Source organism: Candidatus Hydrogenedentota bacterium, assembly GCA_016791475.1.
In the GTDB taxonomy this organism is placed as follows: Bacteria; Hydrogenedentota; Hydrogenedentia; order Hydrogenedentales; family JAEUWI01; genus JAEUWI01.
This window is the reverse complement of sequence record JAEUWI010000003.1, coordinates 157,356-181,966: the sequence shown is the minus strand read 5'-3', so window position 1 is coordinate 181,966 and position 24,611 is coordinate 157,356. Positions and strand designations below refer to the sequence as shown.

30 protein-coding genes are annotated in these 24,611 nt (G+C 59.5%); 20 read left to right on the top strand and 10 right to left on the bottom strand.

What is annotated here, in order from left to right; translation table 11 throughout:
- Positions 1-234: 234 nt before the first annotated feature.
- The 3 genes from JNK74_02920 to JNK74_02910 all read right to left on the bottom strand — a co-directional run bounded on the left by JNK74_02920 (position 235) and on the right by JNK74_02910 (position 2,846).
- Positions 235-672: an HD domain-containing protein gene (locus tag JNK74_02920; GenBank protein ID MBL7645122.1), complete on the bottom strand. Its 438-nt coding sequence runs from the start codon at positions 670-672 to the stop codon at positions 235-237.
- A 358-nt stretch (positions 673-1,030) separates the two neighbouring features.
- Entirely contained in the window at positions 1,031-1,258 is a 228-nt protein-coding gene (locus JNK74_02915; protein MBL7645121.1) for a type II toxin-antitoxin system Phd/YefM family antitoxin, read from the bottom strand.
- A gap of 322 nt (positions 1,259-1,580) precedes the next feature.
- Positions 1,581-2,846: a PLP-dependent transferase gene (locus tag JNK74_02910; GenBank protein ID MBL7645120.1), complete on the bottom strand. Its 1,266-nt coding sequence runs from the start codon at positions 2,844-2,846 to the stop codon at positions 1,581-1,583.
- A gap of 133 nt (positions 2,847-2,979) precedes the next feature.
- Between JNK74_02910 and JNK74_02905 the strand changes: the two genes are divergently transcribed.
- Together JNK74_02905 and polX are read left to right on the top strand one after the other, a co-directional pair.
- The gene (locus tag JNK74_02905; GenBank protein MBL7645119.1) at positions 2,980-3,384 is read left to right on the top strand and encodes a CrcB family protein; all 405 of its coding nucleotides are present in this window, start codon (positions 2,980-2,982) and stop codon (positions 3,382-3,384) included.
- Positions 3,377-5,080 carry a DNA polymerase/3'-5' exonuclease PolX gene (polX, locus tag JNK74_02900; GenBank protein ID MBL7645118.1) on the top strand — a complete coding sequence of 568 codons (1,704 nt, stop codon included), beginning with the start codon at positions 3,377-3,379 and terminating at the stop codon, positions 5,078-5,080. Before JNK74_02905 ends, polX begins: the two co-directional genes overlap by 8 nt.
- A 98-nt stretch (positions 5,081-5,178) precedes the next feature.
- Here the strand turns inward: polX and JNK74_02895 are convergent, their stop codons facing one another.
- Complete coding sequence (locus JNK74_02895; GenBank protein MBL7645117.1) at positions 5,179-5,496, bottom strand: type II toxin-antitoxin system MqsA family antitoxin; 318 nt, start codon at positions 5,494-5,496, stop codon at positions 5,179-5,181.
- Positions 5,468-5,761 carry a BrnT family toxin gene (locus JNK74_02890; protein ID MBL7645116.1) on the bottom strand — a complete coding sequence of 98 codons (294 nt, stop codon included), beginning with the start codon at positions 5,759-5,761 and terminating at the stop codon, positions 5,468-5,470. Before JNK74_02890 ends, JNK74_02895 begins: the two co-directional genes overlap by 29 nt.
- A gap of 281 nt (positions 5,762-6,042) precedes the next feature.
- Here JNK74_02890 and nth point away from each other — a divergent pair, with 281 nt between their 5' ends.
- Together nth and JNK74_02880 are read left to right on the top strand one after the other, a co-directional pair.
- On the top strand, positions 6,043-6,711 hold the full coding sequence (gene nth, locus JNK74_02885) for an endonuclease III (GenBank protein MBL7645115.1): 669 nt from the start codon (positions 6,043-6,045) through the stop codon (positions 6,709-6,711).
- Positions 6,701-7,426 (top strand): hypothetical protein, encoded by a 726-nt coding sequence (locus JNK74_02880; GenBank protein MBL7645114.1) that lies wholly within the window; start codon positions 6,701-6,703, stop codon positions 7,424-7,426. The genes nth and JNK74_02880 overlap by 11 nt, the downstream gene beginning before the upstream one ends.
- An 83-nt stretch (positions 7,427-7,509) precedes the next feature.
- Here the strand turns inward: JNK74_02880 and JNK74_02875 are convergent, their stop codons facing one another.
- Positions 7,510-7,866 carry a Rieske (2Fe-2S) protein gene (locus JNK74_02875; protein MBL7645113.1) on the bottom strand — a complete coding sequence of 119 codons (357 nt, stop codon included), beginning with the start codon at positions 7,864-7,866 and terminating at the stop codon, positions 7,510-7,512.
- A gap of 200 nt (positions 7,867-8,066) precedes the next feature.
- Here JNK74_02875 and JNK74_02870 point away from each other — a divergent pair, with 200 nt between their 5' ends.
- From JNK74_02870 to JNK74_02860, 3 genes are all read left to right on the top strand, one after another.
- On the top strand, positions 8,067-8,342 hold the full coding sequence (locus JNK74_02870; GenBank protein MBL7645112.1) for a DUF1858 domain-containing protein: 276 nt from the start codon (positions 8,067-8,069) through the stop codon (positions 8,340-8,342).
- A 60-nt stretch (positions 8,343-8,402) separates the two neighbouring features.
- Positions 8,403-8,744, top strand: coding sequence for an iron-sulfur cluster assembly accessory protein (locus JNK74_02865; GenBank protein MBL7645111.1), 342 nt, complete (start codon positions 8,403-8,405; stop codon positions 8,742-8,744).
- 141 nt (positions 8,745-8,885) lie between these two features.
- Positions 8,886-10,616, top strand: a complete 1,731-nt coding sequence (locus JNK74_02860) for a tetratricopeptide repeat protein (GenBank protein MBL7645110.1) — start codon at positions 8,886-8,888, stop codon at positions 10,614-10,616.
- A gap of 256 nt (positions 10,617-10,872) precedes the next feature.
- On the opposite strand, the gene JNK74_02855 is transcribed toward JNK74_02860, so the two are convergent.
- The gene (locus JNK74_02855) at positions 10,873-11,499 is read right to left on the bottom strand and encodes a hypothetical protein (GenBank protein ID MBL7645109.1); all 627 of its coding nucleotides are present in this window, start codon (positions 11,497-11,499) and stop codon (positions 10,873-10,875) included.
- 93 nt (positions 11,500-11,592) lie between these two features.
- Here JNK74_02855 and JNK74_02850 point away from each other — a divergent pair, with 93 nt between their 5' ends.
- Complete coding sequence (locus tag JNK74_02850) at positions 11,593-11,892, top strand: hypothetical protein (GenBank protein MBL7645108.1); 300 nt, start codon at positions 11,593-11,595, stop codon at positions 11,890-11,892.
- 187 nt (positions 11,893-12,079) lie between these two features.
- On the opposite strand, the gene hemH is transcribed toward JNK74_02850, so the two are convergent.
- From hemH to JNK74_02835, 3 genes are read right to left on the bottom strand one after another with little or no spacing between them, the layout of a single operon-like run.
- On the bottom strand, positions 12,080-13,102 hold the full coding sequence (gene hemH / locus JNK74_02845; GenBank protein MBL7645107.1) for a ferrochelatase: 1,023 nt from the start codon (positions 13,100-13,102) through the stop codon (positions 12,080-12,082).
- Complete coding sequence (locus JNK74_02840; GenBank protein ID MBL7645106.1) at positions 13,099-14,049, bottom strand: flippase-like domain-containing protein; 951 nt, start codon at positions 14,047-14,049, stop codon at positions 13,099-13,101. The genes hemH and JNK74_02840 overlap by 4 nt, the downstream gene beginning before the upstream one ends.
- The gene (locus JNK74_02835; protein ID MBL7645105.1) at positions 14,046-15,629 is read right to left on the bottom strand and encodes a glycosyltransferase family 39 protein; all 1,584 of its coding nucleotides are present in this window, start codon (positions 15,627-15,629) and stop codon (positions 14,046-14,048) included. Before JNK74_02835 ends, JNK74_02840 begins: the two co-directional genes overlap by 4 nt.
- Before the next feature lie 466 nt (positions 15,630-16,095).
- Between JNK74_02835 and JNK74_02830 the strand changes: the two genes are divergently transcribed.
- The 12 genes from JNK74_02830 (at position 16,096) to JNK74_02775 (ending at position 24,610) form a co-directional block, all read left to right on the top strand.
- Positions 16,096-16,566 (top strand): capsular biosynthesis protein, encoded by a 471-nt coding sequence (locus tag JNK74_02830; protein ID MBL7645104.1) that lies wholly within the window; start codon positions 16,096-16,098, stop codon positions 16,564-16,566.
- On the top strand, positions 16,563-17,042 hold the full coding sequence (locus JNK74_02825; protein ID MBL7645103.1) for a beta-1,4-galactosyltransferase: 480 nt from the start codon (positions 16,563-16,565) through the stop codon (positions 17,040-17,042). Before JNK74_02830 ends, JNK74_02825 begins: the two co-directional genes overlap by 4 nt.
- Before the next feature lie 74 nt (positions 17,043-17,116).
- Positions 17,117-18,112 carry a glycosyltransferase family 2 protein gene (locus JNK74_02820; GenBank protein ID MBL7645102.1) on the top strand — a complete coding sequence of 332 codons (996 nt, stop codon included), beginning with the start codon at positions 17,117-17,119 and terminating at the stop codon, positions 18,110-18,112.
- Positions 18,113-18,835, top strand: coding sequence for a glycosyltransferase family 2 protein (locus tag JNK74_02815; GenBank protein ID MBL7645101.1), 723 nt, complete (start codon positions 18,113-18,115; stop codon positions 18,833-18,835). It abuts the gene before it with no gap.
- Positions 18,832-19,224, top strand: coding sequence for a DUF2304 domain-containing protein (locus tag JNK74_02810; protein MBL7645100.1), 393 nt, complete (start codon positions 18,832-18,834; stop codon positions 19,222-19,224). The genes JNK74_02815 and JNK74_02810 overlap by 4 nt, the downstream gene beginning before the upstream one ends.
- Entirely contained in the window at positions 19,205-19,372 is a 168-nt protein-coding gene (locus tag JNK74_02805) for a hypothetical protein (GenBank protein MBL7645099.1), read from the top strand. Before JNK74_02810 ends, JNK74_02805 begins: the two co-directional genes overlap by 20 nt.
- A gap of 193 nt (positions 19,373-19,565) precedes the next feature.
- Positions 19,566-20,249: a Crp/Fnr family transcriptional regulator gene (locus tag JNK74_02800; GenBank protein MBL7645098.1), complete on the top strand. Its 684-nt coding sequence runs from the start codon at positions 19,566-19,568 to the stop codon at positions 20,247-20,249.
- A gap of 75 nt (positions 20,250-20,324) precedes the next feature.
- Positions 20,325-21,551 (top strand): glucose-1-phosphate adenylyltransferase, encoded by a 1,227-nt coding sequence (gene glgC, locus JNK74_02795; GenBank protein MBL7645097.1) that lies wholly within the window; start codon positions 20,325-20,327, stop codon positions 21,549-21,551.
- 180 nt (positions 21,552-21,731) lie between these two features.
- On the top strand, positions 21,732-22,736 hold the full coding sequence (locus JNK74_02790; GenBank protein ID MBL7645096.1) for a hypothetical protein: 1,005 nt from the start codon (positions 21,732-21,734) through the stop codon (positions 22,734-22,736).
- 37 nt (positions 22,737-22,773) lie between these two features.
- Positions 22,774-23,331, top strand: a complete 558-nt coding sequence (lepB, locus tag JNK74_02785) for a signal peptidase I (protein MBL7645095.1) — start codon at positions 22,774-22,776, stop codon at positions 23,329-23,331.
- Positions 23,332-23,497: 166 nt separating this feature from the next.
- Positions 23,498-24,265 (top strand): rhomboid family intramembrane serine protease, encoded by a 768-nt coding sequence (locus JNK74_02780; GenBank protein MBL7645094.1) that lies wholly within the window; start codon positions 23,498-23,500, stop codon positions 24,263-24,265.
- Between the two features lie 24 nt (positions 24,266-24,289).
- Positions 24,290-24,610, top strand: coding sequence for a J domain-containing protein (locus tag JNK74_02775; GenBank protein MBL7645093.1), 321 nt, complete (start codon positions 24,290-24,292; stop codon positions 24,608-24,610).
- The last annotated feature ends 1 nt before the right edge of the window (position 24,611 follow it).

Genomic DNA, 24,611 nt, shown 5'->3' with positions numbered 1-24,611 from the left:
GAAGCACACGAAGAAGAATGAGGAAAAGGAAGCGTTCTACAACTTTGAATTTACCCTGCAATCTGTGCGGGGTCCAATCGAATTATTTCTTTGCGCCTCCGCGCCTTTGCGTGCAACGCCTCAAGACGACTAGATGCCACGAGTGACTGAATATCTTCCGAAATCGCGCGACGCCACTATCACCTTCCCGTCGTGAATCCTCCTGCCCTCCTGGTGTAACTATTTCATGCCTTGTTACGTATTCTCCCCCATCGCTTCCAGAATTACGCTTCGTGCGCGCTGGTAGCGCTGCAAGCGCTCCAGGTCCTTCTCGCCAATCTCCCCGAGGCGACGCACGTCCATATTGTCTTCGATATCGGCGAGTTTTACCCGGCACGCGAGGGGATTGACCGCGCCGCGCTTGATAAAGTCCTCATAGGTCTCGCCCTCCCGGCGGGTGAGGCTGTCGACCGCCGACACGACTTCCTCGGAAAATCCTTCTGCGCGGAGGGCGTCGAGGGTCCAGGGGGAGTCCTCCACCACGTCATGGAGGAGGGCGACGATTCGTTCGTCCACCGTGGTCATCTGGTGCATGAGCCGGAGCGGGTGCAGGATGTAGGGCGCTCCTCCTTTGTCCGTGGCGCCCTGATGGGCTTCGGCGGCAATGACGAGGGCGCGTTCGAGTGTGGCCATGTGGTGCCTTTCGGGAGTATGAGATGGGTGACTCTTTAATTGCACCCGTTCACGGGATCACATAGGGACTGACGCGCGCAGGCGGACCGTCACCGAGCTAATTTCACTATCGTTGCATAGGGCCCGGTGAAAAGTAGGAAGCTCGTCAGCGCGCGTGGCCGTCCCGTCGTTGGGGAAATGGACGGAATACGCCAACAGGTGCTCAGTCCGCGACATTGCCCCTGAATACGGGCGCTGTGATTGCGCCGAGTGCGCTCGGGCCACGACGGGACAGCCACGGACCCTGCAATCAATAACGCTCGTATAAGAACCCCTTCAATTTACCGGTATTTCCGCTACCATGGCGCGCGGGTCCGCGTCAGTCCCTGCGCGATCTCAACGCCGCGAACCCCTCCCGAACCGGGATTCCTTCGCCGCGTTCGAATTCGACCATGGATGCCCTTACGGCCGCGACGGCCTCAATGGAATCCAGCCGGTCCAGGAGGGCCTGGTAGGCTGCCGCATTTTGAACGACTACCTCGGCTTTCCCGTCCACCGTCAAAACCTCCGGCTGCCCGCTGGATCTGAGGCGGGCGATGTGGTCCATGGCGTGTTGGGTAAATTCGAGTAGACTCTAGGTTTCGTCTGCTTGAACCATTGTGTTTCTCCACAGTGAGAACTGCCGCGAATCTATGGTGCGACGGGCGGCGTGGGCAGTCAACCTTTGGAGGCTCAGGGCGGGAAGCCGAGGCCCCTTGCCCTACGCCCATGTTTTGCCCTTTCAGGGCTGGGACGATTGAGCGTTCTAACCCTGAGCGTTGCCCGGGGCTATGCTGTCGTGACCCTTCGGGCCGAAAGAACAAAATGAAATCCAGGGTAACGCAAGATGACAAGATTCGCGTCCAGTGGTGGTTAAGAACGTTTGGTTCCTACCCCAGCGCGCGCTCGAAATCCGCTATCAAATCAACAATATCCTCCAGGCCCACCGAAACGCGGATCAGATTTTCCGCGATACCCATTTCTCTTCTGGCCTGCTCGGGGATGGTGCCGTGGGTCATGGTCCAGGGATATTCGATGAGGGACTCTACACCGCCGAGGGAGACGGCCTGGGAGAAGAGCTCGAGCTTGCCGAGGAGGTCGTAGGCTTCGGTGACACCGCCCTTGACGTAAAAGGAGAAGGTCCCCCCCGCGCCGCGGGCCTGCTTCTTGTTCAGTGCGTAGTGGGGATGGCTCGGCAGACCGGGATAGAGCACTTTTTCAATCTTTGGATGGGCTTCGAGGAACTCCGCAAGGGCCTGGGCATTTTTCAGGTGGGCGTCCATGCGCAGGGCGAGGGTCTTGATGCCGCGCAGCACAAGGAAACTGTCCCAAGGGCCTTGAACCGCGCCGATGGCATTCTGCAGGTAGTAGATTCGGTTGCCCAGCTCTTCGTCCTTTACCACGACGCCGCCGCCGACCACGTCGGAGTGGCCGTTGATGTACTTGGTTGTGGAATGGACCACGATGTCGATGCCGAGGTCCAGGGGGTTCTGGAGGTAGGGCGACAGGAAGGTATTGTCCACGACGGTGAGGATGTTGTTGGCCTGGCCAATTTTTGCCAGGGCTTCGAGGTCCACCACGGTCATGAGGGGATTGGTTGGGGATTCGATCCAGATCATTTTGGTGTTTGGCTTGATGGCGTGGCGCACCGCGGGCAGATCGGTGAGATCGAGGAGATCGATTTCGATCCCCTTGCTCTTGATGACGTTCATGGCGACGCGGTAGGTGCCGCCGTAGCACTCGTGGCTGAGGATCAGGTGGTCGCCCGCGTTAAGGAGCATGAGGAGCGTCGTTTCCGCCGCCATGCCCGTGGCAAAGGCGAAACCGCGCGTGCCATTCTCCAAAGAAGCGAGGCATTCTTCCAGCGCCTTGCGGGTCGGATTGCCCGAACGGGAATAGTCAAACTCACCCGAGTCATCGGGCGCGTTGAAGGCGAAGGTTGAGGTCTGGTAGACCGGGGTCATGACCGCGCCATGAAGCGGGTCGGGACCCTGTCCGGCGTGGATGGCTCGGGTACGAAATTGCACGGGGGATACTCCGGGGTTAGTTGGATTTGATGGGGAATTGTAGCAGTTGAGGGAGGGGAATGGACAATTGACACGCCCAATTGACAACGGGGAATTTGACCGATACGACGGATAGGACCGATTGATCATATCGGTCCTATCGGTCTTATCTGCCCCAAAACCACTGTCGCCAGAACAGAGGCCAACAGATCGTTGTCCATTGTCAATTGTCCATTGTCAATTGATACAATATGCGCACCAGCTCACCCTTCGGAAACTCCCTGTGAACACCAGTATCGCCTTAAAAATCCTTGTCGTCGGCCTTTCGGGCGCTCTGGGCGCCCTGGCGCGCTATGGGGTCTATGGCCTCTGTCGGCAGCTCGGCTGGACGGGCTTCCCCTGGGCCACGTTCCTGGTCAATATGTTGGGCTGTCTTGCCTTTGGCATTTTCGTTTCGGTGGCGGAGCACCGGATTCCCTTCAGCGACCACACCAAGCTGGCGGTGCTGGTGGGCTTCATGGGGTCCTTCACCACCTTCTCCACCTTCGCGGTGGACGGCAGTGCGATGCTGCGCGAGGGGCAATTGGGCCTTGCCGCGGCCTACATTGTCGGACAGAACGCGCTGGGCATTGGCTTAATTTTTCTTGGTCTCTACGCGGGCCGCTATGTTGGAGTAACGCATGGATAAGCAGGGCGCAGCGGCGGTGCTGGAGGAGATGGCGATGTTGATGGAACTCAAGGGGGAGAACCCCTTTCGTATTCGCTCTTTTGTCAACGGCGCGCGGACGATTGAGGCGCTGGAGGAAGACCTGGCTACCGTGGTCTCTGAGGGACGTTTGCGCTCCATCAAGGGAATCGGCGAGGCGCTTGCGGCCATTATCACGGAGCTATTCACCTCGGGCGAAAGCAGCGACCTTACGGCGCTCCGGTCCGAGTTTCCCGCGTCCATCTACGAGCTCTTTGATATTCCCGGACTGGGCGCGAAGCGCATTAAACAGGTGTACGAGAGCCTGGGCATCGATTCCATGGACAAGCTGGAGGCGGCCTGCAAGAATGACGCGATCAAGCCGTTGAAGGGCATGGGTGCGAAAATGCAGACCAAGATTCTGGAAGGCATTGAATTTACGCGCGCCCACACGGGATCCTTTCTCTACAACAAGGCCGAGTCCCAGGCGCGTGCGCTCGTGGCGCATTTAACCGCGTCGAAGCTGGTGAAGGACCTGGCGGTGACGGGCAGCCTGCGCCGTCGCAAGGAAGTCATCAAGGATATCGATCTGGTCGCCACCACGGACGACGCAAAGGCCCTCATGCAGTGTTTCGTGGATGCGCCGGACGTGGTGCAGGTCATCGGCCACGGCGAGACCAAGTCCTCGGTACGCTTCGCCTCGGGCATCGGCGCGGACCTGCGCGTGGTGGAGGCGAGTCAGTTCCCCTATACCCTCCTCCACTTCACCGGCAGCAAAGAGCACAACGTGGTGCTGCGCCAGCGCGCTAAGGAGCGGGGGCTGAAACTGAACGAATATGGGCTCTTCAAGGAGGACGAGTCGCTGGTGGAATGCGACTCCGAAGAGTCCATTTACAAAGCCCTGGGTCTCCCCTTCATCCCGCCGGAATTGCGCGAAGATCGAGGTGAGTTCACCTTGACCGAGACCCCGGGCCTGCTCGAGCAGCATCAGCTCAAGGGTCTGATTCACTGTCATTCGACCTACAGCGACGGACAGCACACCCTCGCGGACATGGCCGAGGCCACGCGGGAACAGGGCTATCAATACCTGTTGATTACCGATCACAGCCAGTCGGCGGGTTATGCGGGCGGGCTGAAGCCGGACCGGATACTCCAGCAACAGCGCGAGATTGCGGCACTGAACAGCCAGTTTCATGGCTTTCGTATCCTCTCCGGCATCGAATCCGATATCCGGATTGACGGCTCGTTGGATTATGACGACGATGTATTGGCAAGTTTCGATCTGGTCATCGCGTCGGTCCACAACAAGCTGGACATGGACGAGAAAGAAGCCACCAGGCGCGTTATCGCTGCGATTGAAAACCCGTATACAGCCATACTGGGGCATCCGACGGGGCGCCTGCTCCTCTCGCGCAAGGGTTTTTCGCTCGACATGGAGAAAATCTTCGACGCCTGCGTGGCGAACAAGGTGGCGGTCGAAATTAACGCCAGTTGCAAGCGGCTGGATATCGACTGGCGTTTCATCCGGCAGGGGCGCGACAAGGGGGTGCTCTTCTCCATCGGACCCGATGCTCATAGCATCGACGGGCTGAACAACGTGCAGTACGGCGTCGGTATCGCCCGCAAAGGCTGGCTCGGGCCGGAGCACGTGATCAATTGCTGGTCGGCGGAGGAGCTGCTGGCGTGGCGAAAATCATAGGGACAGCATCGCCACATGATACGCACCCACAACGAGACACATCGCTTCATCTGCAGTTTTGGACCAAAAGCGATGCGCCTTGACTGGCGGGGCTGTCCCTATGCCGTGGCGACCGAGTTGAGACTCTCGCGAATAATTCGCGGGTGGCGGGCGGCAATTCGCAGTAATGCCAGCGCGGGACCTTCCGGACGCCAGTGGCCTTGCTCCCAGTTGCGCAGCGTGTTGACACTGACACCCATGGCCTCGGCGAATTCCACTTCTGTCATTCGTACGAAGTGACGCAGTGCAACAATGTCGCTGCCGGATGCAACTTTGCCCTCCGTGAGCCTGTTGCGCACGCTCGCGGGTATTGCCGCGGCGAAATCCGCTTCTGTCAGTTCTGGTATATCAGTCATGGCGGTGTTCCATGTATTCATTATACCTGCGTTGCTCCCGCGGGGTAGCCCATCGGGCGCTGATAATGCGAATGACGTCGTCATCTCTTTCGGTCATTACAACGACGCCCAACCCTCTGGATACGAAGCCGATGACCATAAATCGATCTTCGAAGGTCGAATGAACCTCATCGTACAATTCGAGATAATCGTGCCCGGAAGTAAAAAGCTCCCGAACTTCTTCAAAGGAGACCCCATGTCTGGCCTGGTTTTCCGCATTCTTCTGCTTGTCCCATTCGAATCTCACAGGCCAACTCTACACCGCATTCCTTGCGAAGTCAATGCCAATAGCCAGCCCGTGCGATGAGTTACAGTCGACCTCCGGCGGCCTTTGTAACGCGCCATACCCCGGGGTGAACAGGCAAGTAGGCTGGCCAACTGCTTTTGCCACGAGTCAAGGGAGTGACATTAACCCTCCCTCGTGAGTACTATAGCGGCTCGAAAAAAGACGGTTCCATCGTGGCTGTGACGGTCCCAGACTGGTGGAGCCAACATGGCAGGAGTAACAGCGTGAAAGCTGCCCCCAGAATTCGTACCGCCCCCGGTGCGCAGCGCGAGCGCGCCATCGAGGTCTACGCCCGCCTTTGTGAACTGTACCCGGATGTGCGCTGTACTTTGGACTATCACAGCCCTTTTCAGCTCGTAATCATGACCGCGCTTGCGGCCCAGTGTACCGACGCGCGGGTAAACATCGTGGCGAAGGATCTTTTCGCCCGCTTCCCCACGCCGCAGTCCTTCCTGGAAGCGGATGTGAAGGAAGTGGAGAAGCTTATCCACTCCTGTGGCTTCTACCGACAGAAGGCGAAGAACATCATGCTCACCTGCCAGAGCCTGGTGGAGAAGTTCAACGGCGAGGTCCCCGGACGGATGGAGGATTTGGTCCAGCTCGCGGGGGTGGGGCGAAAAACAGCCAACGTGGTGCTGGGTGAATGCTTTGGCCATCAGGGCGTTGTGGTGGACACCCACTGCACGCGTGTGGCGAACCGGCTTGGATTCACGAAGAATCAGGATGCCGTCAAAATCGAAAAGGACCTCATGAAGGTCTGGCCACCGGCCCACTGGACGCTTTTCTCCCACTTTATGGTGTTTCATGGTCGCGCGGTGTGCTCTGCGCGCGCGCCGAAGTGCTCGGAATGCACCCTGCGGGAATTGTGCCCCTTTCCCGACATCAAAGAAGGGAAAAAACTTGCACGTTAACACCCCGCCCCGAAGAACCGACCAATACCGTGCTCTCTGGGTAACGGTACTCGTCATTGTATACGTAGACATCGCCCTCGGGGTCGATTCCCTGATCGCGATGCGTGTGCAATGGCCCTTTCCGTGGTCGCGTCTGGACTGGCATCTCTCGAATACCTTTCCCGATCTCCGGGGCACGCCGTGGGCGGGTTTCGACCTGTTCAAGTTCGTGTTCTGGTTTCTCGTGCCCTTCGCCGCGTGCCTGCCGGGCATGAACTGGAAGTATCTGCTGCGCGGTCCGTGGAAAAAGTGGGACCTGATTCTGGTCGGCGCGCTGGCCGTGGTGGGCATGGGCGTCATGTTCCTGATCCCGCTCGTCCCCAGCCTGAGCGCGACGTACCTCGACCACGGCTCCCTCACGCCGGAACAGAAGGCCCAGTACTTCCTGGGCGTCATGGCCTGGAATCTCTCCTGGCTGGTTGGCTGGGAGTTCATGCACCGCTACCTGCTTCTGGGTGCGGCGCAAATGGCGTGGCCCCGCTGGGGCTGGCTGCTGGTCCCCCTTGCGGAGACGCTCTACCACCTTCAAAAGCCGGGTCTGGAAGCGCTGGGCATGCTGGCTTTTTCGGTCGTGCTCACGCTTTGGTGCATGAAGCGCGGCAACTGGCTGCTGGGCTTTGTGGTGCATTTGATCATTGAAGTGGAATTGCTGATCTTCTTGACAATGGTTAAGTGAGGAGTGGTTATCGGACCGATCTGAACAATCAAGCAGATCGGTCTGATCCGTCCGATCAGTCCGATGGGCTGAAAAGCGCCACATCACCGCAGCGGCGGGCCCCAGTCGTCTTCCGGCGGCGCCTCTTCCAGGGGGCGCAAGCTCACGTAGATATCGTCGCCTTCGATTCTGATGCCGTGGCGCCGCAGGCAGACCTTACTCCCCCAGAGACACTCCCCCGTCACCAGATTGTATTTCCAGCCGTGCCAGGGGCAGGTCACCACGTCGCCGTCGAAGCGACCCTGGCTCAAATCGGCCAGTTCGTGCTTACAGCCAATCTCGGTGGCAAAAAAAGTTCCGTCCTTCTGCTTTACGATGCCCACGGGGCGGGCGAGCAGTCGGTAGGACTTGATCCGGGTATTCTTGAAGTCCTGGACCTTGGCGAGTTTGACATATTCCACGATGTGAGCCTTCAGAGAGAGGAATTTTCGGGATAGAATACGTGTTAATACCCGTTGTAAACGAATTTTTCCCGAGTTCGTACCCACTATGCTCTGGATTCATTTGGCCGGGATTGGCCTAATTCGTTATAATACAAGTGGATACCCCAGCGCCACCGCGCCGTCGGATCCAGATGTGAACTCAGAAATCGAGGTGCCCCATGCTGGAAGCTCAAGACAAATACTTCAGACTCGACATGCCCGTTGCGGAAGCCATGGCGATGCATCCCCGCGCCGCGGAGGTCTTTGCGGCCTTCCATCTGGGCGGTTGCTCCCACTGCGGCGTGGCCCACTATGAAACCATTGAGCAGGTCTGCATGGGCTATGGCGTGGATTCCGAGGTGCTGCTGGAAGTGCTCGAAGGTCTGATGGAGCATGACCCCCAGGAAAGCGTCGCCGCAACGTCTACGGCCTCCACTGAGACTACCGAATCCTGACCGATTTTTCGTGGCATTGCCCACAAGGAGTACTTCATGTCCGCTACCGCCGATACCGTGATGGAACAGCCCAAAGCCCTGTTGAAGGCCACGCCAGACGCCATCGCCGCGCTCCACGAAATGATGAACGGCGAGGAGGGCAAGGACAAGCAGGGCGTTCGCCTGGGGGTCAAGGGGGGAGGATGCTCCGGCTTTTCCTACGTGCTCGAATTTGACAACCCGCGCGACGGCGACAACAGGCTGGAGCAGGACGGTATCAAGTTCTTCATGGACCGCAAGTCCGCCATTTACCTGAAGGGGATCGTGCTGGATTACAAGGCTGGCCTCAAGGGCAAGGGCTTTGCCTTCCAGAACCCCAACGCCAGCAGCACCTGCGGTTGCGGGGAATCCTTTTCGGTTTAGTTTTTTTAAGCAGTTCAGGGACAGCAGGGACGACAGGGACAGCAGAGACCTATGGGTGCGGTGTGGTTGCACCTCAATTTCTGCTGTCCCTGTCGTTCCTGCTGTCTCTGCAAATAATTGCCCATGACGTCAGGAATCTAAATGGCCACCATCCGAGAAATAGAAGCCGTCCGCAAGAATGTGGGTTACTGGACCCGCGACGACTACACCGTCGTCCAGTTTACAGGGAAGGACGCGGGCTCTTGGCTGCACGCCCAGACGACCAATGATGTGGTCGGCCTGAAATCGGGTCATGGCAACATGCAGGCCATTCTGGACCGTAAAGGTTGCGTTCAAGCCTATTTCTCCCTTCACCGCTGGGAGGACGAGTTCTGGGCCATCATCGAAAAGGTCCAGCTACCCGCGCTGCTCGGCCGGGTGGAAACTCATTTATTCCTGGAAGAGGTCAAGGTGGAGGAAGTTGGCGGCGATACCCCCCAGATCCTGCTGGAGGGGCCACGGGCCGTGGTGCTCATGGCCAACCAGCACGGTGATGCCCTGGAGGCGGCGCGCCACCTGCCCCGGGAGCCCTTCGCTTTCGCGCCGATCCATTTTCTGGATCACGACGTGCTGGTGTTTCGACAGGGCGAGTCCGGGGAGGACGGGTTCCTGTTGATCCCCGAGCCCGGCGAAGCCCTTTCCCTCCTGATGCGCCTCGAAGATGTGGGTTACGACTTCTTTCTTACGGAAGTGGGCACGGAAGCCCGAGAGACCCTGATCATGGAATCGGGAATGCCCCGATGGGGCAAGGGGATTGATGCGGATCGCGTCATCGCCGAGACTCCCCTCGCGGATTGCGCGGTGAGCTACGAAAAGGGCTGCTATCTGGGCCAGGAAGTGGTGGCGCGGCTGAAGGCCTACGGCAGCCCTAAGCAAAAGCTCGCCGGCTTACTGATCGACGATGACGGTTCCCCCATCCCCCAGGTGGGCGCGGACCTGTTCGACTGCGATAAGAAGGTCGGCCAGGCGCTCCGCTGCGGCTTCTCCCCCACGCTCAATTCCTGGCTGGCCCTGGCCTATCTCGACCGCGAGCACCGCACCTCGGCCCAACGCTACACGCTCACGACGGGCACGCCGGAGTCGGTCTTCCATAGCGTGGTGGCTCACTGGCCAGTTCACGCACCGCTGAACCGGGAGGAGAACGCCCGCCGTTTTTACGATGAGGCCCTGAAGCTTTTCGAGGCCGACACCAACGATGAAGATGAGACTGCGATTCATATTCTGATGGAAGCGCTCCTGCTCGCGCCCGAATTTGAGGATGCCTACGAGGCCCTGGGGGTGATTCTGCACCGCCATCACCGGGTGGACGATGCCATTTACTTCATGAAGAAGCTTGCGGCGCTGAACCCGAACTGCGTGATGGCCCATACGAATCTTTCCGTGTTCTACATGAGCCAGGGGCGAATCCAGGAGGCGGAGGACGAGAAAGCGCTGGCAAATCAGTTGGAATTCAAGCAGGAACTGGACGCGAGACAGGCGGAGAAGGCGGCCAAAGCGGAGCGGGAACGCCTCAAGGCCGAAGCGGAACAGCGCATCGGCATGTTCCTGGAAGTGCTGGAGATCGACTCGGAAGATCCCGTTGCCACGATGGGGCTGGGCCAGGCGTATATCCAGTTGGACCGCCATGCGGACGCTATTCCCTATCTGGAGACGGCGACCCGGGTGCAGAAGGATTTTTCGGCGGCCTACCTGAACCTCGGCAAGTGTCACGAGGTCCTGGGCGACGTGGCCGCAGCCAGAGTGGCCTACGCTACGGGCGTTGAAGTCGCGGGACGCAAAGGCGATCTGATGCCCATGCGTGAAATGGAACGGCGGCTGAAACAGTTGGTGTAGCGGCTACCCCCTCAACAATCCACCAAGGGCTCGAATAGCATCCCCGGCCATCTTCAGGGCCAGGTCTACGGCTGATTGGGTCGAATCGGCTATGGCTTCCAGCATGGTCTTCCTCACTCCTGTCCGCTTTCGACACGTTGTCTCAACAATGAGTACCGTTCTGGTCGGTCATTGTTACATCGGTCTAATACCCGTACCCCGTGTACAGGTTCCTTGCTGGAAGAGACGAAGAGCCGGGAGGCCTATTCAAATGGTCTCAATGAAGTCCAAGACGTCGTCGGACGTCGTCCGGCAGTTCGTCGATGCTATTGTAGGAGATGGACCGACCTTGTTCGTCAGTCACAACGATCTCCTGGCGCATGGAGCGGGTCACCCCGCCGGGTAGTACCTCGGTCCGATTCCCCGTCATCCCCGAGATTTGCGCTCTTATTTCCGACGGGATTTCCTCGTTCCTGGAGAAATTCCAAGTCTCCTGGCGCACGGGTGTCACCTTGAGGTCGTTCAGACTTCTGTCATAGACAACACCCCTTCCGCCTGCCCTTTGCGCGTTTATCAACTCCGGCGGACTTACGGGCAAATCCGTCATCAGGTGCAGCGCCTGCGCCAGTTCGCGGACCGGTGCGGGCCCCATTCCGCGCATTCCCGGCGGGCGGCGTTCTCGCAGGATGTGAAACTGCGGCGCAGGGCTGCCGTCCGTGGAGACCAGTTTCACGATCCATTCCCAGTGGTGATCGGGGGGCGACATCGGCCGCTTCTTACCGAGACGCTCGACGGCAAAAATCTGGATTCCGTGGAGCGCCGCGAGGGACACGTAGCCGGTACGGGGCCAGAGGAAGAAGCTGAAGATTTCGAGTTCTCCCCGAGCATTCCTTGCAACGGACAACCGGTTCCACAGGCAACTGAGGACGGCCATAATCCCGACGGTGGCAAGTACCCCCAGGAGCGGCTGTCGTATCAACCCGAAAGCGCGTTCAACGTGCGCAGAACGCTCCCGGGCTGCGGTCATTTCGGCAAGCCGCTGGGTGTGGCCTGCATCGGCCTCGGCGAGGAGGCGCTGATATTCTTCTTCGGAAATACTGTTGCGAATCGCTTCGAAAGCCCGCGCCAGGTCTTCACTGACCTCCTGCCGACGCTCGCCGTGGGCTGGAAGGCTAGTTTGTGGCGCAGTGTTCGCGGCCCCCCGGAAAGTGAACTCGACCATAAAGATTCCGAGCGCACAGAGACCGGCGAGGAAGAGTCTACGGAGAAGCGTTACCAACCCCGGGCGGAATCGTAACTCTTCCCGCGTGGCGGTGACGCAACGCCAGGTCCGAATGTCGTATACGGGAATAAAGGGCACAGCGAAAAACTCCGATCTGCCTCAAAACCGTTGGCACGCTTCTTATAGGACGTACTATTGAGTCACAGGCTACTGTTTTCGGAATCATGATTATGCCCCCTCCGGGTACCGGCGAAGAGCTTAATCAAACGGCTTTGACCAGGTCCGCCAGCGCCGCGACCCACCGGGGGTGTGTATTCAGCGAGGGAATGAGCTCAAAGGCCTCTCCCCCATGTTCTTGGAAGCTTTCCTTGGCCTGCATCCCGATTTCTTCGAGGGTTTCCAGGCAGTCGGCCGTGAAGGCGGGCGAAAGGACCGCCAGGCGCTTTACGCCGCTCTTTGCGAGGGCGACGACCGTCTGGTCGGTGGCGGGCGAAAGCCAGGGGTCACGGCCGAGACGGGACTGAAAGGTCAGGGAGTATTTTCCCTCTTCCAGACCGAGGCGCTGGATGAGGGCACGAGAGGTGGCCATGCACTGTCTGCGGTAGCAATTCTTATTGGCCGAGTTCTCCACGGCGCAGCAGTCTTTCACCTTCAGGCAATGACTGCCGGACGGATCGCCTTTGTAGATCTGGCGCTCCGGGAGGCCGTGGTAGCTCAGGAGAACGTGATCCGGCTTGAAGGCCGCCAGGCGATCCGCCGCCACGGCTTCCCACGCTTCCAGATAGCCCTCGTCATCGAAATAGGGCGGCAGGAAGGACAGGAAGGGCGTATTCCACATGCCCGCGGCGTGTTTGGAGCACCGCTCCACCACGCCGCCGGTGGTCGCCGAGGCGTACTGGGGAAACATGGGCACCACGATGATCCGGTCAACGCCGGTGGCGATAAGCTTGTCCATGCCGGTTTCGATGGAGGGCACACCATAGGCCATGCCGAGTTCGATTGGCATGTCGGGAAGCACTTCCGCAAGTGCCTTGGCGAAGTCCTCGCTGATGCTGAGCAAGGGCGAACCGCGATCAGTCCAGACGGCCCTATAGGCCTCGGCAGTCTTGGCCGGCCGGAAGGGCAGAATGAACAGGTTAACAATGATCCAGCGTTTCCATGCCGCGATATCGATAATGCGCGGGTCGGAGAGGAACTGGCGAAGATACTCGCGCGTTTCGGCGGTTTCTGGGGCCGAAGAAGAACCGGTGTTGACGAGAAGAATTCCGGTGGAGAAGGACTTCATGAGGCAGTTGATCCGATCGAAGGTGATTTCCAACGCCTGGCGGTTACCAGACAAAAACAGACCCAGAGTATAGCATTAATCGCAATGACCTCCAAGGCGAGCGCGGTGGTCAGGGTCTCATACGGGATTCCCGCATATTGATAAAGAAACCAGGCGGCGGCGACGTAGGGCACACCTGTGGCGTCGGGTGTCACGGGAATAGCACTGACGAGGCCGTGGGCGCAGCGGGCGGCGCAGACCAGCATGATTCCGGCGGTGTAGCCGAAAGCTTCGCAGAGATAAACCACGGCGTAAACATCAGTTAGCTTGGCGAAAAAGGTCAGCGCCATGACCAGGGGAAACTTTCGGGAAAAGAGGAGGAGCTCGGTCCGGACTTTCAGGGCGAAAGCGAGGATTCGGTCCTTCCACCCGCCCGTAACTTCATCATTGACCGATGTCTCTTCCCTCGATTGGACCCGAAGCCCCGTTAGGGTCAGCAGCGCGACCACCAGGGCCCCTGCGACGATCGCAAACCATGCCCATGGCGCTACGAGCCCCAACCACGCCACGCCCGCCAGGCCGAGGACCAGCGTCCACGCCACCTCCACGACACGGTCGAGCCCGATCCACGCCGCCACGCGGGCATTGCGGTGGCGCTTCAGCAGCAAGGGGGCTAGTTCCCCGGCCCGGCCCGGCGTCCAGTTGCCCGCAGTCTTGGCCAGGAAAAAGAGGAGAATCCCCTGTTGGCCTGGCCCCAGCGCGTAGCGCCACTTCGCGGCGCGGAGCCAGAAGCCCGCGACAATGAGGAGCGACATGAGCGCGAGGGGCACGGGTTTCGCATCCCGGAGCAAGTCTCCCAGATCCCGAAAGCCGAAATGCCAGCCCAGGGCCGTAAGGAAGAGCAGGCCGAACAAGAAAAACCAGCGCCCCCCGCTGCGTGATCGTGGCGATGTCTCGGCGTTGCTCATGGCACGGTTACCACGCCGTTCTCCTCGAAGTCCCAGCGCCAGACGCGCACATCCACGCTGGATGCCTCTTCAACAAATTCCATGTGGGCCTCCACCCAGTCCACTTCCCGACCCAGATCCTGCACCAGGGCGCCATAATGGCGCCACATGTCGAATCGAGACGATTCGGCGAGGAAGTAGCCACGCGGGTGCTCCCGGAGGAATGCCTTGAGTTCATCCAGCGAGCCGAGGCCTTCCATGCCCGATTCCTGATATTCCCACTTCGTGTAACGGTTCGGAAACCAGTTGTCCACATGACCAAGATAATATTGGACGGGCAGGTAAGTGGTGGTAAGAATCGTCTCGTCGGTTTGGTGCTCTTTCACCCACGTCGCGGGCTCTCGCCATTGAGGGTGATGGGTGGCCAGGGTCGTGTCCGCGCCGCCGGCCGCCTCGACGCTGTCTCCCATGAGTTGTGCTTGCGACCAGGCCAGGCGCGCGAGAAAGAGCGCCGTCAGTACGGCGACAGCGCAATGAAGCATCGAGCGCCGGTACTCGCGCAGGAGAGCGAGCAGCACAACGAGGCCGTGGGCGTAAATCATGATATAGATCGGGTAGGCAAAGAACATGAAGCGATGCCGCCGGTAGCCTACGAGGTAGGTCAGGATCAGTACCGGTACCCAGAAAGCGAGGAGCACCCAGAACGTTTTCGGATCGCGCCGAAGCAACAATACCGCCGAGCCGAAGAGGGCCAGGAGAAAGAAGCCGAGGCTCAGATTGCCGCCGAGAAAGCGAAAGTAGTAATAGCGGTCGGTGCGGAGTTGATCCAGCAGGCGCCCGCCGATACCCGTCTCAAATACCGCCGCCCGGTCCACCGGGTTGGGGTTGAAGTAAAACGACGCGATGGTGAGGAGTCCCAGTACGGTGCAGGTAAGGATGGCCGCGCTCCAGCGCGACTTCCACACGCGATTGCGGAGCAGGGCGAAGATCGCAAAGGCACCCGGGGGTCCCAGATAGAGGATGGAATGGAAGGAGGTGAGCAGGCCCGTGACATAGGCCAGGATCGCGCCCGTACCCGTGTGCGGCAGGGAGCTGGGCTTCGGGCCAGTGAAGAAACGCCACGCAAGCCCGAGCATGAGCAGGTAGCTCGTAATCTGGAACTCATAGAGGCGGGCCTGGCGCGCCCAGCCCACCTGCCACGGCGAAGTGGCAAAGAAAAACGCGGCCCACAATGCGGTGGTGCGGCCCAGCCAGTTGCGACAAAGAATGTAAACGAGAGCGGTGTTCAGGCCGCCGAGCAACACGGAAGGGAGACGCACGGCGAAAGCGTCGTCGCCCAGAAGGCGTACAAATGCCGCAAGGAGATAATTGTACGCCGTGGAGCTCGGATAGAAATTGCCGCTCGGCAGCGCGGGCCAACCGGTGTCGGCGATGTTCCTGGCCACGTAAATATGCACCAGTTCATCGTGCCAAAGGCTCGGTGCGGCAAGATTGGGTAAGCCCAACGCGAGGGAAATAGTTACCAAGACCGCAACGGCACCCCACTCCCACCGCGCCATGGGCGTATCCACGGATGGCGCCGGTGCGAATATGAATCGCATGAACTCTAGGATAGATTGGCGCAGGGCGTGAAGTCGGTGCATGCGAAAAGACGGTTCCGGTTGAAGGTGAATGCCCGTATTGTATCGGGTTGGTGATTAGGAGTCTAGGTCGTGGATACGCAATGAGTACGCAATCTATCGGCACTCATCCGACCGTTCGAAACAGACGTCTGGGTGCCACCCGTACACGCGGGAGCTACTGCGACCAAGTTTACGGGGGCGGATTCGCCGGACTACTACGTCGAACTGATTCTACTCTTGTTGTTCCAGTGTGCCTTAAACAAGTTAGAGTCCCATCACCCGTAAGCTCCCCCGCTTCGCTCCTCCGCGTACGGGTGGCACCCAGAGGTGTATCTTGTATTTCGGCGTCCACCTTAGTCGATCAATTGTCGAGACGAACGATTGTTGGCATCCTCACTCGTACTTCCATTACGATTCACACCAATCGACATGAAAGCGCTTACCCATGCCCAACCCCATCAAAATCTGTTGCACCTGCTCCCACGGCGGTCATCTCAATGAGATGCTCCAGCTTCAGGCGGCCTTTTCGGGTCACGAGGTCTTCTATTTCACCTACGACGCCGATACCACGCGCCGTCTGGAGCGGGCCTATCTCGTGCCGAATATGGCCAGGAATCCCGTCGAGTTCCTGAAGAACCTCGGTCGTGTGTTCTTGATATTTCGCAGGGAGCGCCCCGACCTCATCGTATCCACCGGGGCGGAGATCGCGATTCCCGTGGCGCTGGTCGGCAAGCTGTTTCGCGCCCGCTTGCTTTACATCGAGTGTGGAGCCCAGGTCGTACGCCCATCCGTGACGGGCCGCGTCGTGTACTGGATCGCCGACGAATTTTATGTGCAGTGGCCCGAGCTCTTGAAGGTCTATGGCCCCCGTGCGCGTTATTCTGGCTCCTTGATCGACGAGTCGCCAGTTTCATGATTTACGTGACACTTGGCACCATGTTTATGGGATTTGATCGCCTCGTGAAGGCCGTCGATGCGATTGCGGAAGAGACAGGCGAGCAGGTAATACTGCAATTGGGCAATGCCAGCCGGCACCCGAGCCATTGCGAATGGTTTGAGTTCCTGCCGCGCGAAGAATGCCTCGATATCCAGCGCCACGCACGGGTCATCGTGGGCCATGCGGGCATCGGCACGGCCATCGACGCCCTGAGCGTGCAGAGACCGTTTATAGTGGTGCCGCGACTGAGGCGTTTCAACGAGCACATGAACGATCACCAGTTGGAAATTGCCGAAGCCGTTGAGCGTCGCGGATGGGGTAGGATGGTTCTTGATATGAAAGACCTTGCGGACGCCTGCGCGAATCCCCCGGAGGCGCCGCAGGGCTATTCGCCGAACAAGGAACCCTTGATTGCGGCGGTGAAGTCTATGGTGGATCGGTTGGCATTGACCTGAGGGCGCCACCCATGGTTTTCTGTTTGTGCGATATTCCTTGAGTACATGCCAATCGAGAGGGAAATGAGACAGTTTTGCGCGCCAGCATCATCATACCGGCCTACAACGCCCAAAGGACTTTAGCCGAATGCCTGACGGCTTGTCTCGCGCAGGACTATCCTGATTTTGAAGTTATTGTCGTCGATGATGGTTCGACCGACAGTACCGGCGCTGTCGCGCGGCACTTTGACCGTGTGCGGTACCACCGCCAGTCCAATGGCGGGCCGGCATCGGCGCGAAACACCGGCGCGCGTTTGGCCACGGGCGAAATCCTGGTGTACACCGATGCGGACTGCATCCCCCAGGCCGACTGGCTCCGTCAATTGATCGATGGCTTTGAGGAGGGCGTCGTGGCGGTTGGCGGGACCTATGCCATCGCTAATCCCACGTCGCGCCTCGCCCGTGTCGTCCAGGCGGAGATTGCCGCGCGGCATCGCCAGTTCAAAGGCGAGGTGGATTTTCTCGGTTCCTTCAACGTGGCCTATCGTCGCGATGCTTTTGAGGCCGTCGGGGGCTTTGATGAGTCGTATCGCCAGGCCTCGGGCGAAGACAATGACTTGGCGTATCGCCTTCACGACCTCGGTGGCCGCATGGTCTTCAACCCCAGGGCCGAGGTGGCCCATTACCACCCCGAGCATCTATTCGGTTATCTGCGCACCCAGAGCCGACACGGCTACTGGCGGGTCAAACTCTACCGGGACCATCCCCGCCGCGCGGGCGGCGATCAATATGCCGGGTGGCCCGATCTCCTCGCGCCGCCGCTGGGCCTGGGGCTCCCCTTCCTCCTGCTCCTGATCGCCGTGGCGGGCGTCCAGACGGGGTACGGCCTCCTCGCGTCAATCCTCAGTCTGGCGCTGGTGCTTTTTTATGCCTCGCTGCATCTGCCCATGGTGCTACGCCTGCGGCACGATCTGCCCGTGGACGACCTGTTATACTTTCTCCTGATCGCCTGCCTGCGCGATAGTGCCCGCGCGGTGGGCCTGGTGCATGGGTTATCGGCTTTCACATCCCGAACCAAGAACAAGGTCTAAATGGCGCGCGTACTCGTAATCATTCCCGCCTACAACGAAGAGGCCACCATCATCGGCGTGCTCGGCCAGATCCGCGCCGCCGCGCCGGATTGCGACGTTGTCGTGGTGGATGACGGATCCCGGGACCAGACCGGTGCGCTCGTACGCGAATCGGGACAGGCCACCTTGCTTTCCCTCCCCTTCAACCTCGGGATCGGCGGCGCCATGCAGACCGGTTACAAGTACGCTCTGCGCAACGGCTATGACATCGCGGTGCAGTGCGACGCGGATGGCCAGCATCCCGCCGAGGAGATCGTCCGGCTGCTTTCCCGCATTGAGGACGGTGCTGCGGACGTGGTCATCGGCTCGCGCTATGTGGCCGACAGCGACTATACCCCGAGCCTGAGTCGCCGGATTGGCAAGTCGCTGCTGTCGCGGTGGATCAATCTATTCATCGGCGGGGGTATTACGGACACCACGAGCGGATTCCGTGCGATGAATCGCGCCGCGATAGCGGTAGTCGCGGAAGCTTATCCCGAAGACTATCCCGAGCCGGAGGTTCTGGTGATATTGCACAAGCACGGTCTTCGTGTCGTCGAGATTCCGGTAACGATGCATCCCCGTCAGGGTGGCGTGACCTCGATCCGCGCCCATGGGGCGGTCTATTACATGGTCAAAGTTGGGCTCGCCATTCTCATCGATCAGTTTCGCCATTACGCCCCCGCGCGGAGGGCTGCGGAATGACCGATCCAGCGCTGCCCTTTGTCGGCTTCTATTGGTCTCATCGCGTGGGCCTGCTCCTCGTGAGCCTGAGTTTCATGGTGCTGGTGCTGGAACTGGTGCGCCGGGCGCACCTCAAGGAGCGCTATGCCCTCCTGTGGCTTGCGGCGGCGGCCTGCGGTCTGGGCGTGGGCCTCTTTCCCGGCGTAATCACATGGATGTCATCCGTCTTCGGATTTCAGTATCTCACGGTCTTCTATGTAGGGTCATTTCTCTTTCTCCTCTTTCTCGTCCTCGCCTTCACCGTGGTCATTTCCAAGCTCTCGGAGCGAAACCGCATTCTGGCCCAGGAAGTTGCCCTGCTTGCGCGCCGTATCGAAGCCCTGGAGCGGGATGATGTGTCAGCGCCCTGATACCAACGAACGCGGCGCCCTCGTCGACCGGCTGCTGCTGCTGTGGATCGCGGGGACGGCGGTGTTTTATTTTCTACGTTTCAGCGCCACGTTCTATTATGCCAACGCGCCCGCAATCCGGAGCTTCGCTTCGAAACTGGGTTTCTAACGCGGCCTGCGGCCCGACGCGACGCCGCGGACCAGGATTCGGTGGAAATCGGGGTTTCATTTTCGGGGAGTGCGGGTTGATTGGTTGCAAATTGCCGTGACTTTTCATGGTATTCGTGCTACAGTTATTCGAGTTGTGTCTCCGGTACTCCCGATGCGCGAGGGGGACGCAGCGAGGAGGGCTGGACGGAATTATGGGTACATCTCGAAGTTTCACCGGCGGTCCGGAGAATGTCGCGCTGTTATCCAGTTTCAGTCCGGAATTGTGGGCTCGACTGGATGGATTGACGCAGTTTCGGGAATGCGGTGTGCGAGAGAGCATCTATTTTCCCGAAGACCCCTGCGATTCCGTTTACTGGATTGAGGTCGGCCGGGTAAAACTGTCTCGGGTTTCGCCCGATGGACGCGTTCTTTCGCTGCGCCACCACAGTACGGGGGATATGTTTGGAGAGGATTGCATGTCGGGATGGGAACAGCGCTGCGACCACGCCGAGTCCATGGAGGCAACCCGTTTGCGCTTCATGTCGGCGGAGGCCTTCCGCTCCGTACTCGACAGCGATCTGGAATTTGCGCGCGCGGTGCTGGAGCGGGTCTCCCGTCGCGCCCGCGAAATGGACCACCTCTATGCCGAGGCGGTATTTCGGCCGGTGCGCGGTCGAATCGCCGCGGGCCTTCTGCGGCTTTATCAACTGGAGCGCCCGGTCGGGCGAACCATCCGCGTAACCCATCAGGAGGTGGCCAATCTGGCGGGTTCGACCCGCGAAACCACCACCGCGGTATTGCACAGTCTTCGCGAGGCCGGGGTGGTTGAAACAGGAAATCGCCGGGTTACGCTGCTGGACCTGGAAGCCCTCCGCAAGGCGGCCCAGCAGTACTAGGCCGCGCACAGCCACATGAAAGTTGACGGCGTCTCGCCCACACGGGTCGGCGGGACGGCCCAGTAAGGAGTAATCGTGAATCGCGTACTCACTGTAATATTAGCCGGGGGGGCCGGGGAACGCCTTTACCCCCTTACCCGCCATCGGGCCAAGCCCGCGGTGCCTTTCGGCGGAACCTACCGGATCATCGATTTCACCCTTGCGAACTGTATCAACTCGTTCTGCCGGCGTATCCATATTCTCACGCAGTACAAGTCTCAGTCGCTCTCGCGCCACATCCGCTACAGTTGGGACATGACACGGCCTGAACTGGGCGAGTTCATTGAGATAATACCGCCCCAGATGCGGGTGAACGACAGTTGGTATCGGGGCACGGCCGACGCCCTGTACCACAACCTTTACTCCATCGACCGGGAGGCCCCCGAAGAGATCCTGGTGCTCTCCGGCGATCACATCTACAAGATGAACTACGAAAAAATGGTCCAGTTTCACCGGCAGGCCGAGGCGGCGGCGACGGTGGCGACGATCCAGGTGCCCATCCACGAGGCCCACCGCTTCGGCGTCGTGGCGGCGGACGCGGACCACCGGATCGTCGGATTTGAGGAAAAGCCCGCCGAACCGCGCCCCGACCCGCACCACCCCGATTCCGCCATGGTTTCCATGGGAGTCTATGTGTTCAATCTTGAAGTGCTCCGCAACGCCCTGATCGAAGACGCGGAAATGAACAGTTCCCACGATTTTGGCAAGGATATCATCCCCGGTCTGATAGACAAAGCGCTGGTCTACGCCTATCCCTTCGAAGACGAGAACAAGAAGGAAGCCAAATACTGGCGGGATGTGGGGACGATCGACAGCTACTGGGAAGCCAATATGGATCTGGCCCGCGTGGACCCCCAGTTCAACCTCTATGACAAGAGTTGGCCGATGCAGATCAAGCTCCCCTCCTATCCGCCGGCCAAGTTTGTTTTCGCCAATCGCGACGAGCGTTTCGGCGTGGCCATGGACTCCATCGTCAGCCCCGGTTGCATTATCAGCGGGGGCCAGGTGATCCGTTCGGTGTTGTCCCCCGAAGTGCGGGTCAACAGCTATTCGCAGGTGGAGGAATCGGTACTTTTTCGCGGGGTCGATGTGGGCCGCCACGCCCGCCTGCGCCGCGTGATTGTGGAAAAGGATGTGCGGATTCCCGCGTTCGCCGAGATTGGTTACGACCTTGAACGGGACGCCCGACTTTTCCGGGTGACCCCGTCGGGTGTGGTGGTCGTAGAGTCCGGAGACGCGATCCATGTGGCGGCGGCCCGCTAAGGGGCCGAGTCCAATCCCGACATCGAAAGTTTAGCGCCGGGTGACCTTGAGTCGGGACCGTCTTGAATGAAATACTTAACCCGCCGTTCGAGTATGCGAGGACCGTTGTGGGTTAACGCGGGCGTTTGGGCTGGGCAAGCGGCCCGTCGCGCCTGTTTCCCTTTACCGTAAGGATTGTACATGTTCATCAACGTTTCTTTCCCTCTCCGGCTATCGAAACTGCTCCTTGCGGTAAGTTTAAGCGCTCTCACCCTCGGCGCATCGGCGCAGGAATCCGCCCCCGCCGCCCCGCCGGCCGCCCCCCCCGCGGAATCGGCCTTGCCGCAAGTGGACCCGGCCTACCTCGCGCCGCTGGAGGCCCTTACCGGCGACGAAAACGCTTTCCTGGACCAGTTGTGGTCCATGGGCAATGCGGAGTTCAAGCAAATTACGGCCCTTCACGGCCAGATGACGCCGGAAATGAGCGAGGCGGAGATCCAGGCGAAATTCGCCGAGATAAACGTTTGCCTGGCGAAGCTGACCGCCCTTGGGGAGCTGGGCTTGAAGGCCTTTGATCACAGCGCTTCGGTGCACAACTTCCGCGGAACGGTCTACTACGACGGGTTCGGCAAGCACATGGAGGGGGTACAGGAATGGCTCAAGGCGGTATCGCTGGATTCAAAATACAGCGATCCCTACAACAATCTGGGCATGCACTATTTTCATTCCGGGTTATACGAACTCGGGTTTCAAAATATGGACAAGGCCCTCGAACTCGATCCAAAGAACGCGGACTATTGCTACAACATGGCCCAGAACTATCTGATCTACCGCCCCCAGACGGAAGAGATCCGGGGATGGGACGCGCCCAAAATCTACAAAGAGGCCATGAAACTTTCAAAGAAGGCCACCAAGCTCGCGCCGACGGATTATGAGATTCTGGAGGACTACGCCGTCAACTTCATCGCGGCGGAGAATTTCGAACTGGAGCCCGACTGGAAGGAATCAATCAAGGCTTGGCAGGCCGCACGCGCGCAGGCCAAGACCACGGTGCATACCTTTTTCACCTGGCTCAACGAGGGACGGGCCTGGCGCAATCTGGAGAACAACAAGGAGGCCAGGCGCTGTTTCGAGGAGGCGCTGGCCGTCATACCGGGCAATGAAGTCGCCACGCGGCTCCTGGACAGTGTGAGCGGCGAGAACTGAAGATTGTGGCGTGTAGACCGATGATTGGAGGTCCTGTTTGAACCTGGGACAGCTTCGACTCCTGTTGTCGAGCAAGCGCGTGGGGAATGTGTTTGTTGTCATTTTCCTCCTGCTATGCGTGTATTTCTTCGGCTATCGACACGTGCGCTTCTTCCGGGTGCCCTCGGGATCCATGGAACCCACGTTGCAACCGGTGGACCAGCTTGTCACCATTGCGGAGTCTTCCTATGGTCGTGGTGACATCGTGGTGCTTCGCGATCCCGCCGAACCGGGCGCTTACCTCGTCAAGCGAATTGTCGGCGTGGGCGGCGATGCGATCAGCGTGCAACTGGGCGCACTCCAGATCAACGGCGAGTATGCATCGGAGCCCTATCTCCTGGAGCCGCCGCTTTATCAAGTAATGCCGCCGGTTTCCGTGCCGGAAGACCATGTCTTTATTCTCGGCGACAATAGGAACAACAGTATGGACAGCCACGACGAGGGCGAGTGTTTCCCGGTTTCGCTCATCGTCGGGCGGGCGATTTTCATCTACTTTCCCTACGAGCGCTGGGGGAAGGTTTCGTCCTATCCCCTGACGAATCGCCTTGGGGAATGACGCGAAGCCCGTCTTGGTACTGAGGCAGGGGAATCGGGTACAATAAGCACGGCAGGAGGCGGAGAGAGGCATCCCAGGCCCCGCCCGCGCCCGAGTGAAACCTGAGTCTAATCGTTTGCGTCCTCTAACCGCGGGCGCGGTCCCGAAAGGCCCGTATAGAGCGCCGATGAGCCGATATTCGTACACAATGGAATCCAACGCCTTTGGCAGTTCCCGAATTACCTGGGCCGTTCAACGGCTGATTCTGGTCAACATCGTCGTATTCGCTCTGCAGCTTCTCTCGGATCCGCTGATGGTGTGGCTGAACCAGCGACCGGGCTTCTATGGGGGCGCTTTGAGCACCTGGTTTGGCTTCCAGCAGCAGCGCTTTCTCTCGGGATTCGTCTGGACCCCGCTCACCTATCAGTTTCTCCACGGCGGCTTGATGCACCTCGTGGGCAACATGCTTTCCCTGTACTGGTTCGGCCCGGAAGTTGAACGGGTATTGGGCACCCGCGCATTTTTTCGATTTTATCTGACCTGCGGCGCCGGTGGCGTGCTGGCCACGCTCCTCCCCTATTTTCTGCAAGGCGAAGTCACCAATGTAGTCGGCGCGAGCGGCGCGGCCATGGGGGTTCTGGTCGCCTTTGCCATGGTGGAGCCCGACCGCGAGTTCTACTTTCTCTACTTCCCCTGGCCCATCAACGCCCGGGCCCTCGTGCTCATCGCCTTCCTGCTCAATTTGATTTCCAGTCTCGACGGCACCTCGGTATCCTGGGTGACCCACTTCGGCGGCATGGGCGTGGGCTTTCTTTATATGAAACTCCTCCCGATGTTCATCAGCTTCCGGCGCGAACGGCGGCGCAAAGAAGTCAAAGGGAAGAAATCGCCCAACGACAAGGTTGGGGAAGCCGTCGACAACATCTTCAAATTCGATGATCGCAAACGTCGTTAAGACCGCGCCGGAACTGTCAGCCCCATGCCCAGCCTGCAAGAAATTCTCGGAATTGTAATCATCATCGTGGTACTCAGCGCGACGGGGCTCCTTCCCATCATCGTCCGGGGCCTCCGCGAACTGCGGGGCGAGCGGTTCGACGATGAAGTCCCACAGAACGCCGGTGGCGATCTGGACATGTGCTATCGGATGCTCGGTATTTCCCCTTCGTCAAGCTGGGATGAAATCGAGCGTGCTTACAAGCGCAAGGCCAAGATTCACCACCCCGATCTCGGGGGCGATGAAGACATGATGCGGGCGCTCAACGAGGCCTACAACCGCCTCAAGCGAACCCGAAAACGTTGAG